The organism is Streptomyces sp. P3 (assembly GCF_003032475.1).
Lineage (GTDB): Bacteria > Actinomycetota > Actinomycetes > Streptomycetales > Streptomycetaceae > Streptomyces.
In genome coordinates, this window is record NZ_CP028369.1 from 13,009 (window position 1) to 36,887 (window position 23,879).

Annotated in this window: 7 protein-coding genes (1 of these 7 running past the window's edge); 1 reads left to right on the forward strand and 6 read right to left on the reverse strand. The window is 72.5% G+C overall.

The features are described 5' to 3' along the window. Both C6376_RS00010 and C6376_RS00015 read right to left on the reverse strand, forming a co-directional pair. Window positions 1–3,421: the 5' portion of a non-ribosomal peptide synthetase gene (locus C6376_RS00010; RefSeq protein ID WP_107441504.1), read on the reverse strand. It extends 12,590 nt beyond the left edge of the window; the window shows 3,421 of its 16,011 coding nt (coding positions 1–3,421); it begins with the start codon at window positions 3,419–3,421; the stop codon falls past the left edge of the window. Further along, window positions 3,421–16,326: a non-ribosomal peptide synthetase gene (locus C6376_RS00015; protein WP_159083128.1), complete on the reverse strand. Its 12,906-nt coding sequence runs from the start codon at window positions 16,324–16,326 to the stop codon at window positions 3,421–3,423. The genes C6376_RS00010 and C6376_RS00015 overlap by 1 nt, the downstream gene beginning before the upstream one ends. A 556-nt stretch (window positions 16,327–16,882) precedes the next feature. Here C6376_RS00015 and C6376_RS00020 point away from each other — a divergent pair. Next, window positions 16,883–18,043: a cytochrome P450 gene (locus tag C6376_RS00020; RefSeq protein WP_254075793.1), complete on the forward strand. Its 1,161-nt coding sequence runs from the start codon at window positions 16,883–16,885 to the stop codon at window positions 18,041–18,043. 85 nt (window positions 18,044–18,128) lie between these two features. On the opposite strand, the gene C6376_RS00025 is transcribed toward C6376_RS00020, so the two are convergent. The 4 genes from C6376_RS00025 to C6376_RS00040 all read right to left on the reverse strand — a co-directional run bounded on the left by C6376_RS00025 (window position 18,129) and on the right by C6376_RS00040 (window position 23,651). After that, the gene (locus C6376_RS00025) at window positions 18,129–18,410 is read right to left on the reverse strand and encodes an acyl carrier protein (RefSeq protein ID WP_107441507.1); all 282 of its coding nucleotides are present in this window, start codon (window positions 18,408–18,410) and stop codon (window positions 18,129–18,131) included. Window positions 18,411–18,481: 71 nt separating this feature from the next. Continuing rightward, window positions 18,482–20,224, reverse strand: coding sequence for an acyl-CoA dehydrogenase (locus C6376_RS00030; protein ID WP_107441508.1), 1,743 nt, complete (start codon window positions 20,222–20,224; stop codon window positions 18,482–18,484). Continuing rightward, on the reverse strand, window positions 20,221–21,909 hold the full coding sequence (locus C6376_RS00035; protein WP_107441509.1) for an acyl-CoA dehydrogenase family protein: 1,689 nt from the start codon (window positions 21,907–21,909) through the stop codon (window positions 20,221–20,223). The genes C6376_RS00030 and C6376_RS00035 overlap by 4 nt, the downstream gene beginning before the upstream one ends. Beyond that, window positions 21,906–23,651, reverse strand: coding sequence for a fatty acyl-AMP ligase (locus C6376_RS00040; RefSeq protein WP_254075794.1), 1,746 nt, complete (start codon window positions 23,649–23,651; stop codon window positions 21,906–21,908). The genes C6376_RS00035 and C6376_RS00040 overlap by 4 nt, the downstream gene beginning before the upstream one ends. Window positions 23,652–23,879: the final 228 nt, after the last annotated feature.

Here is a 23,879-nt window from a genome sequence, read left to right on the forward strand (position 1 = left end):
CCAGCTCCTCCGGCGCCACCGGCACGACCGAAAGCTCCCATTCCAGGGCCTCCACCGGAATGATCCGCTGGTACGGCTCGCCGTCCTCGCCCACCGCGAACACCGTGCGCAGCAGTTCGTGGCGCGCGAGGGCGTCGCGCAGGGCCGCGTCGAGGGCCTGAGGGTCGACGGTTCCGGTCAGCCGTACCGTGACCGGGATGTTGTAGGTGGGGCTGGGGCCCTCCAGCTGTCCGATGAACCACATGCGTCGCTGCGCGAACGACAGCGGGACGCGTTCGGGGCGCCCGCCCGCGGTCAGGGCCGGCCGGGCCGCGGCCGCGTCGACCAGCCGGTTCGCGAGACCCGCCACGGTGGGCGTCTCGAACAGCGCGCGCAGCGGCAGCTCGACTCCCAGCAACGACGCACGGATCCGGCTGACCAGCCGGGTCGCGAGCAGGGAGTGGCCGCCGAGCGCGAAGAAGTCGTCGTCGACCCCAACCTGGGGCAGCCCCAGCACCTGGGCGAAGGCACCGCAGAGGAGTTCCTCCTGGACGGTCGCCGGGCCGCGGCCCGCACCCGCCGTGTGCTCGGGGGCCGGCAGGGCCTTGCGGTCCAGCTTGCCGTTGGCGGTGAGCGGCAGCGCGTCGAGGACCACGACGGCCGACGGGACCATGTATGCGGGCAGGCTCAGCCCCGCGTGCGCGCGCAGCTGCGCGGTGTCCACAGCGGCGCCGGTCCGGGCGACCACGTACGCGACCAGGCGGACGTCTCCCGGGACGTCCTCGCGGGCCGTCACGGCTGCCCGGTCCACGGAGGCGTGCGCGCACAGCACGGCCTCGACCTCGCCCGGCTCGATCCGGAAGCCGCGAACCTTCACCTGCTCGTCGGCACGGCCCAGGCATTCCAGCTGCCCGTCCCGGGTCCAGCGCGCCAGGTCTCCCGTGCGGTACATCCGGGCGCCCTGCTCGAACGGGCCGGCGACGAAGCGCTCGGCCGTGAGGCCGGGGCGGCCCAGGTATCCGCGCGCGACCTGCGCCCCCGCCAGGTACAGCTCGCCCGTCGCCCCGGGCGCGACCGGGCGCAGGCGCTCGTCCAGCACGTAGGCCCGCACGCCCGCGAACGGACGGCCGACCAGCACGGGCCCTTCGTCCGAGACCGGCGCGGAGGTGGCCCACACCGTCACCTCGGTCGGCCCGTACACGTTCACCACCGGCGCGCCGGTGGCCGTCAGTCGCGCGGCCAGCTCGCCGGGCAGCGCCTCGCCGCCGACCAGTACCCCTACCGAGGCCGGCCAGGGGCCCGCCTCCAGCACGCCCCGCCACAGTGACGGAACGCCCTGCACCACGGTCGCCCCGGACGAGACCACCAGCTCCAGCAGCGCGGCCGGGTCCCGCACCACCTCGCGGGAGGCCACCACGACCGACGCGCCGGACACCAGCGGCAGGAACAGCTCCAGCGCCGCGATGTCGAACGACACCGTGGTCACGGCCACCAGCCGGTCACCGCCCGACAGCGGCACCCGCTCCCTCGCGCCCCGCAGGTGCGCCGCAAGCGCGGCGTGCGGGACCACGACGCCCTTGGGCCTGCCGGTCGACCCCGATGTGAAGATCGTGTAGGCCGCGTCCTGCGGCCGCACCACCGTGCCCAGCGGCCCGCCGTCCAGCCCCGCGACGGCAGGGTCCTCCGCCAGCACCCGCACGACACCCTCGGGCAGCACCGGGGCGCACTCCGCCGAGGTGACCACGCACGCGGGCGCGGCGTCGTCCAGCACGTACGCGAGCCGCTCGGCGGGATGCTCCGGATCCAGCGGCAGATACGCGGCGCCGGCCTTCAGCGTCGCCAGCAGCGCCACCACCAGTTCGACGCCCCGCTCAAGGCACACCCCCACCACGGATCCGGCGCCCACGCCCGAGCCGGCCAGGTGACGAGCCAGCCGGTTCGCCCGCGCGTCGAGCTCGGCGTACGACACCGCCACACCCTCGGAGACGACCGCGGTCGCCTCCGGCGTCCGTGCCGCCTGCGCCGCGAACGACTCGGGCAGGAGAGTCGACTGCTCCGTCCCGGCCGCCGCGCCGCCCCACTCCAGCAGCAGCCGCTCACGCTCGGCGGGCTCCAGCACCTCGACGGTCTTCACCGGCGCCGACGGGTCGGCGACGAGCTGTTCGAGCACCCGCACCAGGCGTTCGGCCAGTGACCGGGCCGATTCCGCGTCGAACAGGTCCGCGGCCACGGTCAGCGAACCGCGCAGACCGGCCGGCCCGCCCGCCTCGTCGAACGTCTCCCAGCAGTCGACCTCGAGATCGAGCTTGGCCCCGTGGACGTTCGCCGTGGCCACCTCGACGCGCAGCCCGGGGAGTTCCAGCACCGCCGCGGCGTTGTTCTGGAGGTTCAGCATGACCTGGAAGAGCGGGTGGCGCGCCATCGAGCGGGTGGGCGCGAGCTCCTCGACCAGCTTCTCGAAGGGGACGTCCTGGTGCTCGAAGGCCGACAGGGCGGTCTCCTGCCCCCGGGCCAGCAGTTCGCGAAAGCTGGGATCGCCCGCCAGGTCGGTGCGGATGACGAGGGTGTTGACGAAGAAGCCGACCAGGTCGTCGAGGGCCGAGTCGGCGCGCCCGGCGACCGCCGAGCCGATCGGGATGTCGTCACCGGCGCCCAGACGGGCGAGCAGGACGGCCAGGGCACTGCGGAGCACCATGAACGGGGTCACCCCCTCGGCCAGCGCCAGCTCCGCGAGCTTCGCGTGCACCTCGGCGGGCACCTCCAGGGGCACCCGGTGGCCGCGGTAGGAGCCGACGGCGGGGCGCGGGCGGTCGACCGGCAGCGCCAGCTCCTCGGGCACGCCTGCCAGGGCCTCGCGCCAGTGGGCGACCTGTCGCGACAGCCTGCTGTCCGGGTCGCCCTCGTCTCCGAGCAGCTCACGCTGCCAGAGCGCGTAGTCCGCGTACTGGACGGGCAGCGGCTCCCACGCCGGCGCCCGGCCTGCCGTGCGCGCCGCGTACGCCACCGAGATGTCCCGGGCGAGGACGCGCATGGACCAGCCGTCGCCGGCGATGTGGTGGGTGGTCAGGACGAGGGTGTGCTCCTTTGGGCCGGTCGAGTACAACCGGGCCCGGATCGGGACCTCCTGTGCCAGGTCGAAGGCGTACTCCGCCGCGGCCGTGACCCGCTCGTCCAGGCCGGCCGGGTCGACCTCGGCCACGGTCAGGGCCCAGTCCAGCTCGTCGAGTTCGAGGATCCGCTGGTACGGCTCGCCGTCGGTGACCGCGTAGACGGTGCGCAGCACCTCGTGGCGGCCGATGACGTCCCGCAGCGCCTCGTTCAGCGCGGCGCCGTCCACCCGGCCCGAGAGCCGGAGCACGACCGGGAGGTTGTACCTGGCGCTCGGGCCGTCCAGCTGGCCGATGAACCACAACCGGCGCTGGGCGAAGGACAGGGGAACCATCAGGACTCCTCGTGGTTGCGCATCGGCCGCAGAGCCGGCCTGGTTGATTTCTCGGTTCCCACGCGCCGGGCCAGGCCGGCCACGGTGCGTACCTCGAACACCGCCCGCAGGGGCAGTTCGACGCCCAGGACTTCCCGCACCCTGGTCACCAGGCGGGTGGCCAGCAGGGAGTGGCCGCCCAGGGCGAAGAAGTCGTCGTCCATTCCGACCCGCGCGAGGCCGAGCACCTCGCGGAACAGGCCGCCGAGGGCCTCCTCGCGGCTGTCGGCCGGCCCGCGTCCCCCGCCGGTCGGGGACGCGGGGGCGGGCAGGACCGCGCGGTCGAGCTTTCCGTTGGCGGTCAGCGGCAGCGCGTCGAGCATCACGACCGCCGACGGGACCAGGTACTCGGGCAGCCGGTCCGCCAGGAACTCCCGTACCCCGACCGCCAGTTCGTCGCCCGCGGGGTCGGCGGGGACGACGTAGGCGACCAGGCGCGGGCCGTTGGAGGCGCCCTCACGGGTGACGACCGCGACCTGCGCCAGCTGTGGGTGCCCGGCGAGCACCTCGGCGACCTCCCCCGGCTCGACCCGGAAGCCGCGGATCTTCACCTGGTGGTCCGTACGGCCGGCGAACACCAGCCGCCCGTCCGCCGTCCACCGTGCCCGGTCGCCGGTGCGGTACATCCGCGCGCCCGGCTCGAGAGGGCAGGCCACGAACCGCTCGGCCGACAGCGCGGCCTGCTGCGCGTAGCCGCGGGCCAGGCCGGCGCCGGTGGTGTAGAGCTCGCCCTCGACCCCGACCGGCACCGGCCGCAGCCCGGCGTCCAGTACGTACACCCGGGTGTCGGCGATGGGGCCGCCGATCGGCACGGAGGCGGTGCCCTCGGTCAGTTCGGCCGCGAGGATCTCGTGGACCGTGGTGAAGGTCGTGTTCTCGGTCGGGCCGTAGCCGTTGAACAGCCGTACTTCGGGCAGTGCGGCCAGCAGGCGGCGGCAGTGCGCCGGTGACAGGGCGTCGCCGCCGGCCAGCAGGCGGCGGAGCCCGGCCAGGGCGGACACGTCCTGGTCGACCACCTCGTGGAACAGGCCGGCCGTCAGCCAGGCCGTGTCCACGGCGTGGTCGGCCAGGAAGGCCTTGAGCTCGGCCACGGACAGGGCGCCGGGCGCCGCGACAGCGAGGGTCGCCCCGTTGAGCAGCGGGCCCCAGATCTCCAGGGTCGCCGCGTCGAAGGAGGCCGAGGAGAGCTGGCCGACCACGTTCCCCGGGCCCAGCTCCAGGTAGCCGCTGTCGCGCACCAGCCGGTCGACGGCCCGGTGCGGCACGACCGTGCCCTTGGGACGCCCGGTGGAGCCGGAGGTGTAGATGACATAGGCCGCGTTGTCCGCACCCAGCGGTGCGCGCAGCTCCGCCGGCCGCAGCGGGCCCTCGTAGAAGCCCGCCAGCTCGCGTGCCGTCTCCTCTTCGCCCAGCACCACGCGGGCCAGGCCGGCGGCGGCCAGGGTGCCGCGGCCGTCGGTCAGCAGCAGGGTCGGCGCGGAATCGGCCAGCATGTGGGTGATGCGCTCCGCCGGGTACGAGAGGTCCAGCGGCAGATAGGCGCCACCGGCCTTCACCACCGCGAGCAGGGCGACCACCAGGTCGATGCCCCGCTCCAGGGCCACCGCCACCACCGACTCCGGGGCCACGCCGCGGCCGAGCAGCAGCCGCGCCAGCCGGTTGGCCCGCGCGTCCAACTCGGCGTACGACAGGCTCACGCCGTCCGCGACCACCGCAGTCGCGTCGGGAGTCGCGGCGGCCTGTGCCGCGAACAGCTCCGGCAGCGTCGCCGCGGCCACTCCACGGCCGGTGCTGTTCCACTCGTCGAGCATGCGGTGCAGTTCGTCCTCGTCCAGCACCGCCACCGCGTCCAGCGGCAGCTCCGGGCCGCCGTCCAGGGCCGTCTCCAGCGCCGACACCAGGTTCGCCATCGCGTTGCGGGCCAGCTCGCCCACCGCGGCGCCGTCGGCCGGTGCCACCGAGTCCACGGACAGGGCGATGTCCTCGCCGTTGTCGTCGACCATCAGCGCCAGCGGGAAGTTGGTGCGCTCGTTCGCGAACACCAGGCGGCTGCCGTCGAGTTCGCCGTCCCAGCGCTCGTCCAGGTTCTGGCCGGCGTTGCGCCGGTAGTTGATGAACGAGGTGAACAGCGGACTGCCGCCGGCCACGCCGCCGGCGCGCTGGGCGAGCACCAGCGGGGCGTGCTCGTGCTCCAGCAGCTCGGCGAGCTGGCTGCGCATCGCGGCGACGGCCGCCACCACGCCGAGGCGTCGCCCCGGCATGCGTACCGGCAGGGTGTTGATGAACGGGCCGGGGATCCGGTCGGCGCCGGCGGCGGCGTTCATCCGGCCGGACAGGACCGTGCCGAAGACCACGGTCGGCTGGTTCGAGACGGCCGCGAGGACCCGGCCCCAGACCACGTGGAGCAGGGTCGCCGGGCTGGTGCCCAGGCGTCGGGCCACCTCGCGCAGCCGGGCGTCCACCTCGGGGGCGGGCGCGACCCGGTTGCGGACCAGGGCGGCGCCGTCACCGCGCACGTCGACGAGGCCGAACGGCGCGGTCGGCTCCTCGACGTCGCCCAGCAGGGCCGCGAAGTACCGCTCGTGTTCCTCCCGCGCCACGCCGCCGCGGGCCTGGGCGACGAAGTCGCGGAACGGCAGCGGTGCGGGGAGTTCGGCGCTGCGGCCGGTCAGGAATGCCTTGACCTCGGTCAGCAACACCACCAGCGCGGTGTGGTCGCGCACCATGTGGTGGGCCCGGACCAGCGCCAGCCACCTGCCGCCTCCGGGCGCGGCCGCGATGTGCAGGGTGATCAGCGGGGGGTCGGCCAGGTCCATCGAGTGGCCGCCGTGGGCGACGAGTTCGGCCACGGGGTCGGCGGCCTGTGGGTCCAGCACGACCTCGGTCACCGACAGCGGAGCATGCCGCAGCACCACCTGCACCGGCTCGCGCAGTCCTTCCCAGACGTAGGCGGTGCGGTAGATGTCGTGCCGGTTCACCACCTGGTCCATGGCCCGGGCGAAGGCGTCCAGGCGGGCCCGGGAGTCGAACTCCAGCACCGCGGGCATCACGTAGGCGTCGTCGCCGCCGTCCGCGAGCACGTGGTGGAAGAGCAGGCCTTCCTGGAGCGGGGCCAGCGGGTAGACGTCCGCGACGTTCGCCGCGCCGCCGGGGACGGCCGCGACCACGGCGGCGACCTCCTGCTCCGTCAGGTCCACCATGGAGAGCATGTCCGGGGTGATCTCCCGCGCGCCCGCGGGGATCAGGTTGGCGGGCGCGGTGATCCGCTCGGCGCCCACGGAGGCCGCCACCCCCGCCGGGGAGGGGGTGTCGAACAGGGTGCGGACGGAGATCGAGACGCCCTGCGCGCGGAGGGTCTCCACCAGCCGGACGGCCACCAGGGAGTGCCCGCCCAGTTCGAAGAAGTCGTCGTCCACGCCGACCCGTTCCAGGCCCAGCACCTCGGCGAAGGCCGCGCAGACAAGCTCCTCGCGGGCGTCGGCCGGCCCCCTGCCGGTGCCGGCCCGGCCCGCGATGTCCGGGGCCGGGAGCGCCTTGCGGTCCAGCTTGCCGTTGGCGGCCAGCGGCAGCGCGTCCAGCACCACCACGGCGGACGGCACCAGGTGCTCCGGCAGCTTCTCGGCGGCGAACTGCCGCAGCTGCGCGGGCAGGCTCTCGCCGTCCACGCCATCGCCGGGCACCACGTAGGCGACCAGGCGGGTTTCGCCCGGGGTGTCCTGACGCGCGACGACCGCCGCCTGGGCGACCTGCCGGTGCGCGGCCAGCGCCGCCTGCACCTCGCCGGGCTCGATCCGGTAGCCGCGGATCTTCACCTGCTCGTCGGCCCGGCCGAGGAAGACCACCTGGCCGTCCATGGTCCACTGTGCGCGGTCACCGGTGCGGTACATCCGCAGGCCCGGCTCGAACGGGTTGGCTACGAACCGCTCCGCCGTGAGGCCCGGACGCCTGACGTAGCCGCGCGCCAGCTGGGCGCCCGCGACGTACAGCTCGCCCGCCACGCCCACCGGCACCGGCTGCAGGCGGGCGTCCAGCAGGTAGAACCGGGTGTTGCCGACCGGCCTGCCGATCGGGACCACTCCGTCGGCGACCAGTTCGGCGGTCAGCCGGGTGGTGGCCACGCCGATGGTGGTCTCGGTCGGGCCGTAGTGGTTGTGGACCGCGCACCCGTCGGCCGCGGCCACCAGCCGCCGCACCCAGTCCGGGGCGGCTGCCTCGCCGCCGAGGACCAGCGACCGCGCCGGAAGAACCTGCTCCAGGCCGGCCACCGCGCTCAGCGCCGCGAGGTGCGAGGGTACGACCTTCAGGTGGTCGATGCGGTGCTCGGCCAGGTAGCCGGAGACCACGGCCGGGTCGGTGACCGCGCCCTCCTCCAGGATGTGCAGCTCCCCGCCGGTCACCAGGCTCGCGAACAACACCGTGTTGCCGAGGTCGGTGACCTGCGCCTGGAGCAGGGCGTGCCGGGCGCCCGGCCCGGTGTACCCGATCCGGGGCGGAACCGTGGCGACGTAGTTGGCCAGCGCCCCGTGGGTGACCGCCACACCCTTCGGGCGGCCGGTCGAGCCGGAGGTGTAGATCACGTAGGCCAGGCAGCCCGGGTCCACCGCCGTCTCCGGCGCGGTAGAGGGGGCCGCGGCCAGCTGCATCGCCGTCAGCGTGCCGTCCAGCGTCACCGCGCGGATCCGGCCGGCCGGCAGCTCGTCCAGGAACTCCTCGGTGGTGAGCACCAGGGCCACCTGGCAGTCGCTGAGCATGAACGCCACCCGGTCGGCCGGCTGCTCGGGGTCGATCGGCAGATAGCCGGCGCCGGCCTTCCAGACCGCCAGCATCGCGGTGATCATCTCGACGCCGCGCGGCAGCGCCAGGCCCACCGCGGACTCGGCGCCGACGCCCTGGCCGACCAGGTAGTGCGCGAGCCGGTTCGCCCGGGCGTCCAGCTCGGCGTACGTCACCCGCTCGCCGTCGGCGACGATCGCCACCGCGTCGGGGGTGCGTGCCGCCTGGGCCTCGAAGCGGTTCACGACGGTGCCGGCCGGCACTTCGTCCGCCGTGTCGTTCCACTCCGTGAGCAGGCGTGCGCGCTCGGCCTCGCCCAGCACCCGGACCTCGTTCAGCGGCAGCTCCGGGCCACCGTCCAGCGCCTTCTCCAGTGCGCCGACCAGGTTCTCGGTCGTGGTGCACACCAGCGTGCCCACCTCGGCCGAGTCGATCGAGCCCACGGCGTCGACGGCGACCTCGATCCCGTCGCCGTTGTCGTCGACCAGGATGACCAGCGGGTAGTTGGTGCGCTCTCGCGACAGCAGCAGGCGGGTGCCCTCCATCACCTCGCCCGCGCGCTCCTCGGGGCTCTGCGCCTCGTTGCGCCGGTAGTTGATGAACGAGGTGAACAGCGGAGCGTCGCCGACGATGCGGCTGGCCCGCTGTGCCGCCACCAGCGGCGCGTGCTCGTGCTCCAGCAGCTCGGCCAGTTGGTCGCGCATCGCGGTGACGGCGGCGAGCACACCGTGGCGGTCCGTCAGGGCGCGGACGGGCAGCGTGTTCATGAACGGTCCGGGCACCCGGTCGGCGCCGGCCCCGGAGTTCATCCGGCCGTACAGCACGGTGCCGAAGACCACGTCGTCGCGGCCGCTGACCGCGGCCAGCACCCGGGCCCACGCCACATGCAGCAGCGTCGCCGGGCTGGTGCCCAGGCGGCGCGCGATGTCCCGCAGACGGGTGTTCAGCTCCTCGCTGAAGGCGGTCACCCCGTGCACGGTGTCCGCGCCGTCGCCGCGCACGTTCAGCACCCCGTACGCCGCGGTCGGCTCGTCCACGTCGGCGAGCAGACCGGCGAAGTACCGCTCGTGTTCTGCGAGCGGCACTCCACGGCGGGACTGTGCGACGAAGTTGCGGAACGGCATCGGCGCGGGCAGGTCCGCGGCCCGCCCGGCCACGATCGTCCGGACCTCGCTGAGCACGACCTCCAGCGCGGTGTGGTCGCGCACCGTGTGGTGCATCCGGGTCAGCGCCATCCAGCCCCCGCCCGGCAGCGCCGCGTAGTCCACCCGCAGGAGCGGTGCGTGGCCCAGGTTCATCGAGGAGCCGACGATCGCCTGCAACTCGGCAGCCGGATCGGTGGTGTCCGGGCCGAGGGTCACCTCGGCCACCGGCAGGACGGCGCGGCGCCACACCACCTGCACGGGCTCGCGCAGGCCCTCCCAGACGAAGGACGTACGGAAGATGTCGTGCCGGTCCACGACCAGTTGCAGCGCCTCGACGAACGCGTCCAGACGCTCCCGGGTGTCGAACTCCAGCGCCGCCCGCAGCACATAGGCGTCCTCGCCGCCCTCGGCGAGGAGGTGGTGGAAGAGCAGGCCCTCCTGGAGCGGGGCCAGAGGATAGACGTCCGCGATGTTCGCGGCGCCCCCCTCGACGGTGGCCACGATCCGCTCGGTCTCGTCGGTGGTCAGGTCGACGAGCGGGAGCATCTCCGGGGTGATCTCCCGCGCGTCTGCGGGGATGAGGTTCGCCGGCACCTCCACCTGGACGACACCGGTGGAGGCGGCCAGACCGGCCGGCGTCGGGGCCTGGAACAGCGTGCGCACGGACACCGCGACGCCCCGCAGGCGGAGCTGCTCGACGAGGCGGATACCCAGCAGGGAGTGGCCGCCGAGCCGGAAGAAGTTGTCGTCGACGCCGACGCTCTGCAGACCGAGGATGTCGGCGAAGGCGGCGCAGACGATCTCCTCACGGGCGTTCGCCGGGCCTCGGCCGGTGCCGGTGCCGGTGGTGTACGCGGGGGCGGGCAGGGCCTTGCGGTCGAGCTTGCCGTTGACGCTCAACGGCAGCTCGTCCAGGACGACGACGGCCGAGGGCAACATGTACTCGGGCAGCCGATGCGCCGCGAACTCCCGTACTGCTTCGGGCAGTTCAGCCGCCGTGTCGGCGTCCGGGACGACGTAGGCCACCAGACGCAACTCACCCGGCACATCCTCGCGAGCGATCACCGCGGCCTGCGCCACCAGGGGATGCCCGGCGATCACGGACTGCACCTCGCCCGGCTCGATCCGCAAACCACGGATCTTGACCTGCTCGTCCGCCCGGCCCAGGTACTCCAGCTGACCGTCCGCGGTCCAGCGCGCGATATCACCGGTGCGATACATCCGCGCGCCCGGCTCGAACGGGTTCGCGACGAACCGCTCCCCCGTCAGGGCAGCACGGCCCGCATAACCACGCGCCAACTGCACACCCGCCAGATAGAGCTCACCCGCCGCACCCACCGGAACCGGGTTCAGCCCGGCATCCAGGACGTACACGCGGGTGTTCGCGACCGGCGCGCCGATCGGCACCACACCCGTGCTCTGCCCGCGCTCGCACTGCCAGGCGGTGACATCGACCGAAGCCTCCGTCGGCCCGTACAGATTGTGCAGCTCCACCCCGCCGAACACCTCGAAGAACCGCTGCTGCGTGTGCAGCGGCAATGCCTCACCCGAGCACACCACCCGACGCAGGCTCACACACCGCGCCGCGGACGGCTCCGACAGGAACGCCTCCAGCATCGACGGCACGAAATGCGCCGTCGTCACCCCCTGATCAACGATCAGCGAGGCCAGATACTCCGGATCCCGGTGCCCACCCGCACGCGCCACCACCAGGCACGCACCCTCCAGCAACGGCCAGAAGAACTCCCACACCGACACGTCGAACCCGAACGGCGTCTTCTGCACCACCCGGTCCCCCACACCGATTTGGTAGCGGGACTGCATCCACCCCAGCCGGTTCACGATGCCCTCATGCGCCACCACAACGCCCTTAGGACGCCCCGTCGAACCCGACGTGAAGATCACATACGCGGCATCCAGCGGCCCCACCACCACACCCAACGCGCCACCCTCAAGACCCGCCAACTCCTCAACAACGGCGAACCCATCCACCACCACCACCGGCACAACAGCCGGGATCACCTCCGCGAAAGCCCGCGCCGTCACCACCGCAGCCGGCACCGCATCCTCCAGCACCACGGCAACCCGCTCCGCCGGATACTCCGGATCCAACGGCAGATACGCCGCACCCGCCTTCACCACCGCCAACAACGCCACCACCAACTCAACACCGCGCTCCAGGCACACCCCCACCACAGAGCCGACAGTCACACCCCGCCCCACCAACAACCGCGCCAAACGGTTCGCCCGCGCATCCAGCTCCGCGAACGACACCTCCACACCCTCGAACACCACCGCCACCGCATCAGGCGTGAGCGCCACCTGCGCCTCGAACAACCCCGGAAGCGTGCCCCCTTCGACCCCCACCGCCGTGTCGTTCCACTCCACCAGCACCCGACGACGCTCGTCCGCGTCCAGCACCTCAACCGCACCCAGCGCGACCTCCGGACCACCCTCCAGCGCCACCTCCAACGCGACCAGCAGGTTCCACGTCGCCGTACACAGCAGCGAGATGACGAGCCGCGGGTCCACGGAGGGCAGCACGTCGACGCTCACCCGCATCGCGTCGGCGTCGTCGTCGACGTTCACCGCGAGCGGGTAGTTGGTGTACTCCCGGTAGTGGCGGAGCTCGACGCCGTCGAAGAGGGTGCCACTCTTACGGACGGAACGGTCGTTGTGCCGGAAGTTGAACATGGAGGTGAACAGAGGGCTCTCGCCCTCCACGCCGCTAACGTTCTGCGCCACGGCGAGCGGTGCGTGCTCGTGTTCGAGCAGTGCGGCGAGCTGGCTTCGCACCGCGCCGACGGCGGCCAGCACACCCAGGTCTCCGGTCTTCACGCGCACGGGCAGCAGGTTCATGAAGGGGCCGAGCTGCCGGTCCGCCTCGGCGTCGGCGTTCATCCGGCCGAACAGGACCGTGCCGAACACCACGTCGTCGTGGCCGCTCACCACAGCGAGGACCCGAGCCCAGGCGACATGCATCAGCGTCGCAGGGCTGGCGCCGACCTTCCGGGAGACCTCGCGGAGCTTGTGCTCCAGATCGGGGGCGATCCGCGCCTCGGTCTCGACCGTCTGAATCCCGGACGCACGCGTCTCCAGCAGCCCGAACGGCGCTGTCGGTTCGGTGACGTCGCCCAGCAGCTCGGCGAAGAAGCGTTCGTGCGCTTCGCCGTCGAGCCCCGCCCGAGCCCGAACCACGATGTCGCGGAACGGCAGCGGCTGCGGCAGCTCGGTGTCGCGCCCCTGCATGACGGCCTGGATCTCGGCGAGCAGCACCTCGACCGTGGTGTGGTCCTGCACCATGTGGTGCAGCCGCAGCAGGGCGAGGCGGCGGCCGTCCGCGGTCTCGGCCACGTGGAGCCCGAGCATCGGGGCCCGGGTGAGGTCCACCGTACGGCCGACCGTCGCGGCCAGCTCGGCAACCGGGTCGGCGGCCTGCGGGTCGAGGGCCACCTCGGTCACCGGCAGCTCGGCGCGCCGCCACACCACCTGGACCGGCTCGGGCAGCCCCTCCCAGACGATCGCCGTGCGGAAGATGTCGTGCCGGTCCAGCACCTGCTGCAGCGCGTCGGCGAAGACGTCGAGCCGCTCCTTGGAGTCCAACTCCAGCACGAAGGAGGCCAGATAGGTGTCGTCGTCGCCGTCATCGAGGAGGTGGTGGAAGAGCAGACCCTCCTGGAGCGGGGCAAGCGGATAGACGTCCGCGATGTTGGCTGCGCCGCCCTCCACCGTGGCGACGACCCGCGCGATCTCCTCAGCGGTCAACTCGACCAGCGGAAGCATCTCCGGCGTGATCGCGATCGCGTCGGCGGGGATCAGGTTCGCCGGCACGGCGACCTCCGCGGCACCCACGGACCGGGCGAGACCGGCCGGCGTCGGTGTTTCGAAGAACGCCCGTACCGATACGGACACGCCGAGCTTGCGGAGCGTCCCCACCAGGCGGATCGCCATCAGCGACTGGCCGCCGAGACGGAAGAAGTCGTCGTCCACACCGACGCTCTCCAGACCCAGCACCTCGGCGAACGCCGCGCAGACCACCTCCTCACGCACACTCGCCGGAGCACGACCCGAGCCGGTGCAATACTCGGGGGCGGGCAGGGCCTTGCGGTCCAGCTTGCCGTTCACCGACAACGGCAGCCCATCCACGACGACGACGGCCGAGGGCACCATGTACTCCGGCAGCCGGGACACCACGAACTGCCGTACGTCTTCGGACAGTCCGGAAGCATTACCGCCGTCCGGGACGACATACGCCACCAGACGCCTGTCACCCGGCACATCCTCACGCGCGACGACAGCCGCCTGCGCGACCCGCCCATGCGCCGCCACAACAGCCTGGACCTCCCCCGGCTCGATACGGAAGCCACGGATCTTCACCTGCTCGTCCGCACGGCCCAGGTACTCCACCACACCATCAGCGGTCCAACGGGCCACGTCACCGGTGCGATACATCCGCTCCCCGGTGCCGTACGGCGAGGCAACGAAACGTTCCGCGGTGAGCGCGGCCCGGTTGGCGTAGCCGCGCGCGAGCTGCACGCCGGCGAGATACAGCTCGCCAGCGGCACCGGGAGCGACCGGCTGCAGGTACTCGTCCAGCACATACAGGCGGGTGTTGGCCACCGGCCCACCGATCGGCACCACACCGCTTCCACTGCCCCGCTCGCACTGCCAGGCGGTGACATCGACCGAGGCCTCCGTCGGCCCGTACAGGTTGTGCAGCTCCACCCCGCCGAACACCTCGAAGAAGCGATCTGCCACCACCGGCGACAGCGCCTCACCCGAGCACACCACCCGACGCAGGCTCACACACCGCACCGCGGACGGCTCCGACAGGAACGCCTCCAGCATCGACGGCACGAAATGCGCCGTCGTCACCCCCTGATCAACGATCAGCGAGGCCAGATACTCCGGATCCCGGTGCCCACCCGCACGCGCCACCACCAGGCACGCACCCACCGACAACGGCCAGAAGAACTCCCACACCGACACGTCGAACCCGAACGGCGTCTTCTGCACCACCCGGTCCCCCACACCGATTTGGTAGCGGGACTGCATCCACCCCAGCCGGTTCACGATGCCCTCATGCGCCACCACAACGCCCTTCGGACGCCCCGTCGAACCCGACGTGAAGATGACATACGCCGGATGCCCCGGCAGCACAGCCGTACCCAGCGCCGTGCCCGGCAGACCCGCCAACTCCTCGACGACGGCCGGCGCATCCAGCACCACCACCGGTGCACCAGCCGGGATCACCTCGGTGAAGGCCCGCGCCGTCACCACCGCAGCCGGCACCGCATCCTCCAGCACCACGGCAACCCGCTCAGCCGGATACTCCGGATCCAACGGCAGATACGCCGCACCCGCCTTCACCACCGCCAACAACGCCACCACCAGCCCAACCCCGCGCTCCAGGCACACCCCCACCACCGACTCCGGGCCGACACCGCGGCCGGCCAGCAACCGCGCCAACCGGTTCGCCCGCGCATCCAGCTCCGCGAACGACACCTCCACACCCTCGAACACCACCGCCACCGCATCAGGCGTGAGCGCCACCTGCGCCTCGAACAACCCCGGAAGCGTCGACGGCTCGACCTCCACCGCCGTGTCGTTCCACTCCACCAGCACCCGACGACGCTCGTCCGCGTCCAGAAGGCCGGATCGACTGACCCGTTCGTCGGCCTCGACGGAGGCGAGCCAGTTCGCCAGGGCGAGGAATCGGCGGCAGACCTCGTCGCCCGGCGTGAGGCCGGGCGCGTCGCCGTTGACGTCGACGGCGATCTCCATGCCGGACCGGTCGTAGACGTCGATCCGGGTGCCGTCGACCGGCCCGCTGGCCAGATTGTGCGCGGTGATGGTGCAGTCGCCGAACGGCAGCGAGTAGATGTCGAAGGACATCACGTTGATCGTCAGGTCCCACAGGTCGCCCTCGCCGAGCGCCGCGTCGTGGAGCATCTCCTCGTAGCGGAAGCGCTGGTGGCGCAGGCCCTGGAACACCGCGCGGGTCGTGCGCCGCACGAGGTCCCCGACCGTGGTGTCCGGGGAGATCTCCACCCGGATCGGGAGGACGTTGTGGGTCATGAGCGGAACCGCGAGGTCCCGCGTCCCCAAGCGCCCGCTCACCGGCACGCCTACGACCACGTCGCGCTGCCCGGTGCGGTAGTGCTGGTAGAGCACCGCGGCGCTGATCATCAGGCCGGCGAAGTTGGTACCCAGTCGGCGGGCGGTCGATTTCAGGTTCGCGGCGACCGAGTCGTCGACGTCCTCCAAGGACCGGACGGGGGTTCCCTGGACCCGCCTCGCGTGGCTCCCGCCGAGGTCCTCGGCCACCGGCATCCCGGCCAGGACGCCTCTCCAGTACTCCCGGTCCGCCTCGTAGTCTGCGGAGGCCCGGTAGTCGCGTTCCGCCTCCATCAGCACGGTGCTGGACGGGAGGGCGGTCTCGTCCACCGAGTCGCCCTGCAGCAGCGCGTTGTAGATCTGCGAGAGCCTGCCGACGATCAGGCCGATGCTGCGGCCGTCCAGGATGACGTGATAGGCGCGCTGGTACCACAGGGTGAGGCGGGGGCCGGCCGTGAAGATCTTGATGCCGTAGAGGGCGCGGTCGGCAGCCCCTCGCTCCTGCCGGATGTCCTCCCACATCAGACGCTCGGCGGCCGCACGCGGGTCGGCGTCGCCGCTGACGTCGATGACGTCCACCGGGTAGTCCGCCACGTCGTGGAAGTACTGCAGCGGTTGCCCGTCGACCTCGCGGATCCGCAGCCGAACGGCGTCGGCCTCCTCCATCAGGCGTCGTGAAGCCCGCACCAGGAGGCCGAGTTCCACGTCTCCGTGGAGCTCCAGGTATTCGCCACCGTTGAAGTACGGGTTCTCGGGCGCGAGTTGATGGCCATACCAGATCGCGAGCTGGCCGGCCATCAACTCCCGGAGTCCACCCTCAGACGTAGCCATTCCCGCGCACTCCATTCGGTTCGACTCATCGGCCGGCAGGCGACAGCAGGAACCTCTAAGCGCGCAGGTTCGACCGACACCCTGCGATGCAGTCATGAGGTGGGCCAGCCGGAACTGAATAATTGGCGTCCCGATGGAATCGCAAAATGCGGCCCCTTGCCACAAAAGGCGCCCTCGACGCCGAACACGTTTCCCCCGGCACGCACTCTCCACCGCCCGGGACGTGATCCACTATGGCTCAGGGACGCTGATGCGATCAATGAGCTGCGGCCGCTCGAACGGCCTTGCCGCGCCTGCGACCTGGCAGGTCCGGGACAGGCCGTTCAACTGTGCCGCCGCGCCGGTTGAACACCGTTCGGACGTGCTGCCCGAACGCGGTTGACAGTCGTACGGAATGGCGCTTCACATCGGTGACCACGTCCGACCCCGGGGTTCCGGACGGCATTTCGTCAACACCCCGGCCACGTGCATGATATTTCGGTCTCGAATTCCGACGATCCTGTGAGGCATTCCCATGCACAATGCGCCGGCCGAATCGGCCCCGCCGATCAATTTGGTGGATCCCGGACTGTACTCGCACGGCGATCCTTTTGTGCAGTGGCGCTGGCTGCGGGCCAACGATCCGGTGTACTGGCACCCGGCCACGGAGCTTCCCGGCTTCTGGGCACTGACCCGCTACGAGGACGTGCGCACCGCCTATCGTGATGCGGAGACATTCAGCTCGGCCCGGGGGATCCTGCTCCGGCCGGCCGACCACGGCGTCGACCCGGGCGGCGGCCGCACCCTGGCCCTGACCGACGCGCCGCGCCATCGCCAGCTGCGCGGCCTGGTGGACGAGTGGTTCTCGGTACGCTCCGTTCGCCAACTCGAGGCGGAGATGGCGGGAATCACCAAGGGGATCGTCGACAAGGCGCTGCAGCAGGGCACCTGTGACTTCGTGGCGGACGTCGCCGCGCGGGTCCCGCTCTACGTGATCTGCAAGATGATGGGGGTGCCGGAGTCCGACTGGGAGTACCTGTACGAGCTGACCAGCCAGGCCTTCGCGGCCGGCGACCCGCTCGAACGCCGGTTCGCCCACCTGAACATCCTCGGGTATTTCGAGTCGCTCCAGGCGGAGAAGGCGCGGCGGCCGGCGGACGACTTGGTGAGCGTGCTGGCGACGGCCACCCTCGACGGCGAGCGGCTCGGTGCGGAGGACGTCATCCTCAACTGCGACAACCTGCTGGTCGGCGGCACCGAGAACACCCGGATCGCCGCCGCCGGAGGCATGCTCGCCTTCCTCGAACACCCCGAGCAGTGGCGGCAGGTGGCCGAGGACCGGGAGCTGCTGCCGTCCGCGGTCGAGGAGGTGCTGCGCTGGACGTCGACCGCCACCCACATCATGCGGACCGCCACCCGGACCACCGAGATCCACGGCAAGAAGATCGAGGCGGGCGACCCAGTTGTCTTCTGGCTGCCGTCGGCCAACCGCGACGAGACCGTCTTCGACGACCCCGACACCTTCACCGTCACCCGCAAGCCCAACCGGCACCTGGCCCTGGGGTTCGGCGAGCACTTCTGCCTCGGCAGCATGCTGGCCAAGGTCGAACTACGACTGCTCTACGGCGAGTTGCTGGACCGGTCGGTGCGGGTGGAGCTCGCCGGCGAGCCCAAACTGCTCGACTCGATCGTCGTCAACGGCCCCGAACGCCTCCCGGTCGGACTGACCGCGGCCTGACACGGGGCACGGGCCACGGGTGACGCGACGCACGAAGGGCCGCCGGGGAAAACCGGCGGCCCTTCGTGCGTTGTGCTCCAACGACCTACGCCCTGCCGCCGGCGATCAGCGGCGTGAGGGCGTCCGCGAGCGGGCCGATGGCGGGGTGGTCCCAGAGCAGGGTGGGCTCCACCTCGATGCCGTAGCGGTCTTCGATGTCGGCGCACAGGCTGAGCACGTACACCGAGTCGAGGCCGTACTCGGACAGCGGAACCTCGAAGTCGATGTTCTCGGTGGGGATCCGGACGCTCGCGGCCACGCAGCCGCGCAGCCACTGCCGGATCTCCTCGGTGTCGACGGCGTCCGCGTGGTCAGTGGTCTCGGCCATGGAACCTCCCTGGTAGTCGGGTCTGAGGGGTGTCGTGTCTGTCGTGTCTGAGGGGGGCGGTCACGACGGGCTCACGCGCCGGTGGGGCGGCACGCGTGGTCGAATGTGAGGCCGGCGTCGTGGCGCCGGAGGAGCTCCGCGTACAGACGCTCGGTGAGCGGCTCGGGCAGCGGGTCGTGATGCCGCCCGGTGTGGGCGCCCAGGCGGTGCAGCGCCGCCAGGACCCAGGCGGGCTCGGCGCCCGGGCCGCGCCCGTCCCGCGGCCGCTGCCACCACAGGCCCAGGCAGGCCGCGGCGGCGAGCGCCGAGGCCCACCGGGTCGTCAGGTCGAAGGCCTCGGGCGGTGCCGCGGGGCCCAGCTGGGCGGGGGTGAGCAGGGCTGCCTCGGTGGCCAGCGCCCGCACCTCGGCGGCATGCTCCACGGCCTGTGCGGCGATCGCCGGGTCTTCGCCGGTGCGCCGCTCGGCCCCCTCGAGCAGGGTCCGGGAGAGCGGGTCGCGTCCGCCCGCGGTGACGGCGAGGGCGCCGAAGTCCATCGGTGGCAGCGCCTCCCCGGGCCGGAAGGTGACGTCGGGCAGCGCAGGACCGTCCTCCTTGCTCCAGGTCCGCCGTACGGTCAGCGGCAGTTGCGGCAGCAGCGCGGACTGGCAGGAGACCCGGGAGGCGTGGCCGAAGGCCGAGGGCAGCACATCGCGCTGCAGCTTCTGGAACAGCGGCTGCTCCGCGTCGCGCAGGTAGAACTGTGAGCCGAGCAGGTCGCCGAGCCGCCGGACGGCCGCCATCAGCAGCGCCGGGACGGTGAGTTTGACGGCCGAGGCGTACACGGCGCACTGCGCGGGAGCGGTGTGGGCCGCGCGGGCGGCCACGGTGACGAACGCGTCCGCGAGCAGCAGGTCCGCGAAGGCCTCGGCGAGCAGCGTCCGGGACAGGGCCAGGTCGGCGGCGGTGCCGCCGTACAACCGGCGTCCGAGCGCGCCGCGCAGGGCGGTGCGCAGCGCGGTGTCGAGCAGGCCGGCGGTCATGCCGGGCAGCGCGATCCGGGTGAGCTGGAAGGAACGCTGGGCCGTCTCCAGTCCGTGGCCGGGGGTGCCGACCACGGAGTCGGCCGGGACGGGGCAGTCGGTGAACTCGATCCCGCCGAGCGGTACGCCGCGCATCCCGACGGTGCCGTAGCGGGGCAGGTGGGTGACGGTCTCCGGTGGCAGCCGGTCCGCCTCCAGCAGGAGCTGGGAGTGACTGCGGCTGCCGGGGGCGTCGCTGGTGCGGGCGAAGACCACGATGGCGCCGGCCCGGGTGATGTTGGCCACCACTTCCTTGCGGCCGTTGAGGAGCAGCCGCCCGTCCGGACCGGGCAGCGCGCGGACCTCGGCGCGGGCGAAGTCGTTGCCGTGGGCCAACTCGTGGTAGCCGCAGGCCACCCGGCCCCCGGAGAGCAGGTGCTCGGCGAGCCGGGCCTGCTGTTCGACGCTGCCGGCGGTCCAGACGTTGACGGCGGCCATGAAGGAGCCGACGCCGTAGCCTAGGCCCAGGCAGGGGTCGCGCCGGTAGACGGCGCGCATGACGGCGATGAGTTCCTCCGGACCGGTGAACCGGCCGCCCAGGGCCTGTGGGACGAACTGGGCGTTCAGGCCGAAGGCGGTGAGCATCTCCTCGCCGGCCGTGAGCAGGGTGCCCTGGGCGTCGGCTGCGAGCACCGCGGCCCGGCCGACCGGGTTGGCGGGGTCGCCGGCGTGGCCGAGCAGGGCCTCCAGCCGGTCGCTCGGGTCGGCGGCTGCTGCGGGGGCGGTGCTTCCGGCGGGATCGACAAGGGTCATCGGACCGGTTCCTCCACGGGGTGCGCGAGGGGCGGGACGAGGGGCTCGTAGGCGTCGGAGGGTGGCCGGTGGCCGGGCACCAGCAGCTCCAGGCACCTCTCCAGGGCCGCGGTCAGGGTCACCGTGCGCTCCTGGCCGCCGGACGCGGCGAGCAGGTGGAGGACGGCGCCACCGGCGAAGCACAGCTCGAAGCGCCGGGCTACGGCGAAGGCCGCGGCCGGGGCGGACCCTGCGCTCGGGGGCAGTTCGGCCATGGCGTCCGCGAGCGCCCGCGTCTGCGCGGAGAGCTGGGCGGCCAGTTCGGCGACGCGCTCCGGCAGGGAGCCGGCCGCGGCCAGAGCGGCGACCCGCCCGGCGGCGTCCGGCACCGACTGGACGATGCTGCAGCCCGTGCGGCTCACCAGGCGCAGGGCCCGGAAGTCGAGGTCGGGCAGCGGGGTCTCCCCGGTGACCGCGGCGAGTCCGGCCGCGTCGTGGGCGCCGGTGCGGATCAGTCGGGCCAGCAGGGGGAACTGGGAGATGAGCAGGGAACGGTTGACCGCGGTGCTGCCGTCGAAGACGGCCACGATCCGGTGGTCACGTTCCATTTTCTGGAACGCGCCGTCCGCATGATGGCCCGTCAGGAATCCGCGGACGCCCATCACTTCTGCGAGGTCGTCGATGGCCTGCTGGACCAACCAGGGCACCCCGGCCTTGACGGCTGCCGAGACGGTGCTCATCTCGCCGGTCAGCCCGTGGGCGCAGCGCGCCGCCAGCAGGGTCGCGGCGTCGGCCAGGGCCAGGGAGGCGGCGGCCCGGCCCAGCGTGCGCCGGGCCAGCGGCAGAAGCAGCAGCCGGGTGCCGTAGAGGGCGCGCTCGGCGGCGAACTCGGCGGCCAGGCGCAGCGCGTGCTCGCCGACGCCCAGGGAGAGCGCGACGCACATAGTGCGGGTGAGCTGCAGCGCGTTCAGGACGATGCCGAGGCCGTCGCCGATCCGCCCGATCAGCGCGTCGGCCGGGACGGGCGCGCCGTTCAGGCGGATCCCGCTGATGTCCGCGCCGCGGATGCCGTGGGTGGGTTCCTTGGGCAACGGCTGCCAGGCGCCGTCCGGGAGAGTGGACTTGTCGACCAGGAAGAGGCTGAACCCGCGCGGCCCGCCGTCCGGGCCGGTGCGCGCCAGGACGCAGACGAGCCGCCCCCGCGTGGCGTTGTTGATCGGCCATTTCTCGCCGGTGAGCCGCCATCCGCCGTCCGGTGCGGGGACGGCGGCCAGGTTGCCGGCCAACAGGTCGCTGCCGATGCCCGGCTCGGTCAGGCCCCAGGCGACCACCGCGTGCTCGTCGAGCACCAGGGCGGCCAAGGCCCGCTGCTGCTCCTCGGTTCCGGCGACCCAGGTCGACACCGAGCCGAGGAAGGTCTTGCCGTGGGCCACGGCGACGGTCAGGTCGCGGGCCGCCACCACGCGCAGCGCGTCGACCAGTTCGGGCAGGCCCCCGCAGGCTCCGCCGAGCGGGGCCGGCACGTAGGCGCGGGGGAAGCCGGCGGCGTCCAGCAGGGCGCACTCGTGGTCGGGGAAGGCCTCCGCGGCGTCCAGCTCCGCGGTTCGGCGCCCGCTGAACGGGCCGCCCGCCGCAGCCGCCGTGTCCATCGCCTCGGCCAGCGCGGCCGGTACGCCGACGGGCCACTGCGGCACACGCGCGCTCACCCGGCCGCTCCCGCCCGAGCCGTCTGCAGGCTGGGGGCCAGGTCCGCGTACAGCGGGGTGAGGTCTCCCGCCAGGAAGAGGCCGCGCATCTCGCTGCGCTGCACCTTGCCGCTGGTGGTCTTGCGGACGGCACCGGGCCGCAGCAGCACGATGCCCGCGGCGTGCACGCCGAACTCGCGGTGCACGGTGGCGCGCATGGCGACGGTGAGTTCGCGCAGCTGCTCCTCGGTGAACCGGCCGCGGATCTCGTGCACCACCACGACCTCCTCGTGCGGCACGGGGACGGTGAAGGCGGTGCCGGCCAGGGTCCTCAGCGGCGCGTGCTGCAGCCGCAGTTCGTGCTCGATGTCGTGCGGGTAGAGGTTGCGGCCGTGCACGATGAGAAGGTCCTTGGTGCGGCCGGTCACGTAGATCTCGCCGTCGACGAGGACTCCGAGGTCGCCGGTGCGCAGATAGGGTCCGTCGCCGTCGGCGGTGCGGGCGTGGAAGGTCTGCTCGGTCGCGTCCGGACGGCCCCAGTAGCCTCTGGCGGTGCTCGGTCCGCGCAGCCAGATCTCGCCGGTGGTGCCGTCGGGCAGCACGGTGCCCTGCTCGTCGACGATGCGCACGTCGGAGCCGAGGGCGTCGCCGCAGCCCACGAGCTCGCGCACCGGGTCATTCGGCCCGGGGTCCTGGACGAGGTGCTTCTCCAGCGCCTGCGCGTCGACGGCGCGGAAGACCGGCGGGCGGGACGCGCGGGCGGAGATGAAGACGGTGGCCTCGGCCATCCCGTACGAGGGGGCGAACTGCTCGGCCCGGAAGCCGGCCGGGGCGAAGCGTTCGGCGAACTCCCGCAGCGTGCTGGCCTGGATCGGCTCGGAGCCGTTGCAGGCGAACCGCCAGCGGGACAGGTCGAGTCCGGCTGTCTGCTCGTCGGTGACCCGCCGGGTGCACAGCTCGTAGGCGAAGTTGGGCGCGGCCGAGAGGCCGATGTCGTAGCGGTCGATCAGCTTGAGCCAGTGGTACGGGCGCTTGAGGAAGGCCATCGGCGACATCAGCACGACCTGGCTGCCGAGGAAGAGGCCGGGCAGCGTCTGCGCCATCAAGCCCATGTCGTGGTACAGGGGGATCCAGCCGCCGAAGTTGGTCTCCTCGGTGAAGCCGAGGGCCCGGCCGAAGCTGGCCGCGTTGTGCAGCAGGTTGGCGTGGTCGACCATGACGCCCTTGGGGTCGCCCGTCGAGCCGGAGGTGTACTGCAGCAGCGCCAGGTCCTGGGCGGTGGCGCTGTGGTCGCGCCAGCTCCCGCCGTCGCCGAAGTCGGGGGCGTCGCTGGCCGCGACGGGCAGATCGACTCCGCTGCCGGCGGCCCACTGCTGTGCCTCGTGCAGCTGGCCGACGTCGGTGAGTGCCACGCTCAGGTCCGCGTCGTTGGCGATTTTCGTCACGCGGCGCTGCTGGTACTGGAACTGACCCGGCATCGGTGAGGGCACCGCGACGACCCCGGCGTAGAGGCAGCCGAGGAAGGCGGTGACGAACGGCAGCCCGGCCGGGTGCAGCAGCAGTGCCCGGTCGCCGGGGGCACAGCGTTCCTGCAGCCAGGACGCGACGCGGCGGGCCTCCGTATCCAACTCGGCGTAGGTCAGGCTCCGCGCGCCGTCGGGCGCGTCGTGGTCGTGGACGAACGTCACGGCGGTCCGGTCGGGCCGCTCGGTTGCGTGGCGGCGCAGCAGATGGAGCACGCTGGGTTCGAGCGTCGGATTCACGGGACTCTCCTCTCCGCGCGGGCGAACGGGCGGGCGGGCGCGGGCGAGATCCGCGAATCCGGCTGCCGGCAAGTAATGCCCGAACCGCTCAGCGCGGCCTGAACTGTGTCGGCAGCTGGACATGCGGTGCGCGCCATCGCCGCTGCGCCGGGATTACGGATGGAAGGGGCTGGGCCGTCGCGACCGCTGTCTTGCGCGGGCCGGTGAGTGCTGTGCTGTGGCTCATGC

Bases quoted from the DNA above. Each gene is read 5' to 3' on its own strand.
- C6376_RS00030 (WP_107441508.1), bottom strand. From the start codon at position 20,224: ATGACCCTTGTCGATCCCGCCGGAAGCACCGCCCCCGCAGCAGCCGCC.
- C6376_RS00015 (WP_159083128.1), bottom strand. From the start codon at position 16,326: ATGGCTACGTCTGAGGGTGGACTCCGGGAGTTGATGGCCGGCCAGCTC.
- C6376_RS00025 (WP_107441507.1), bottom strand. From the start codon at position 18,410: ATGGCCGAGACCACTGACCACGCGGACGCCGTCGACACCGAGGAGATC.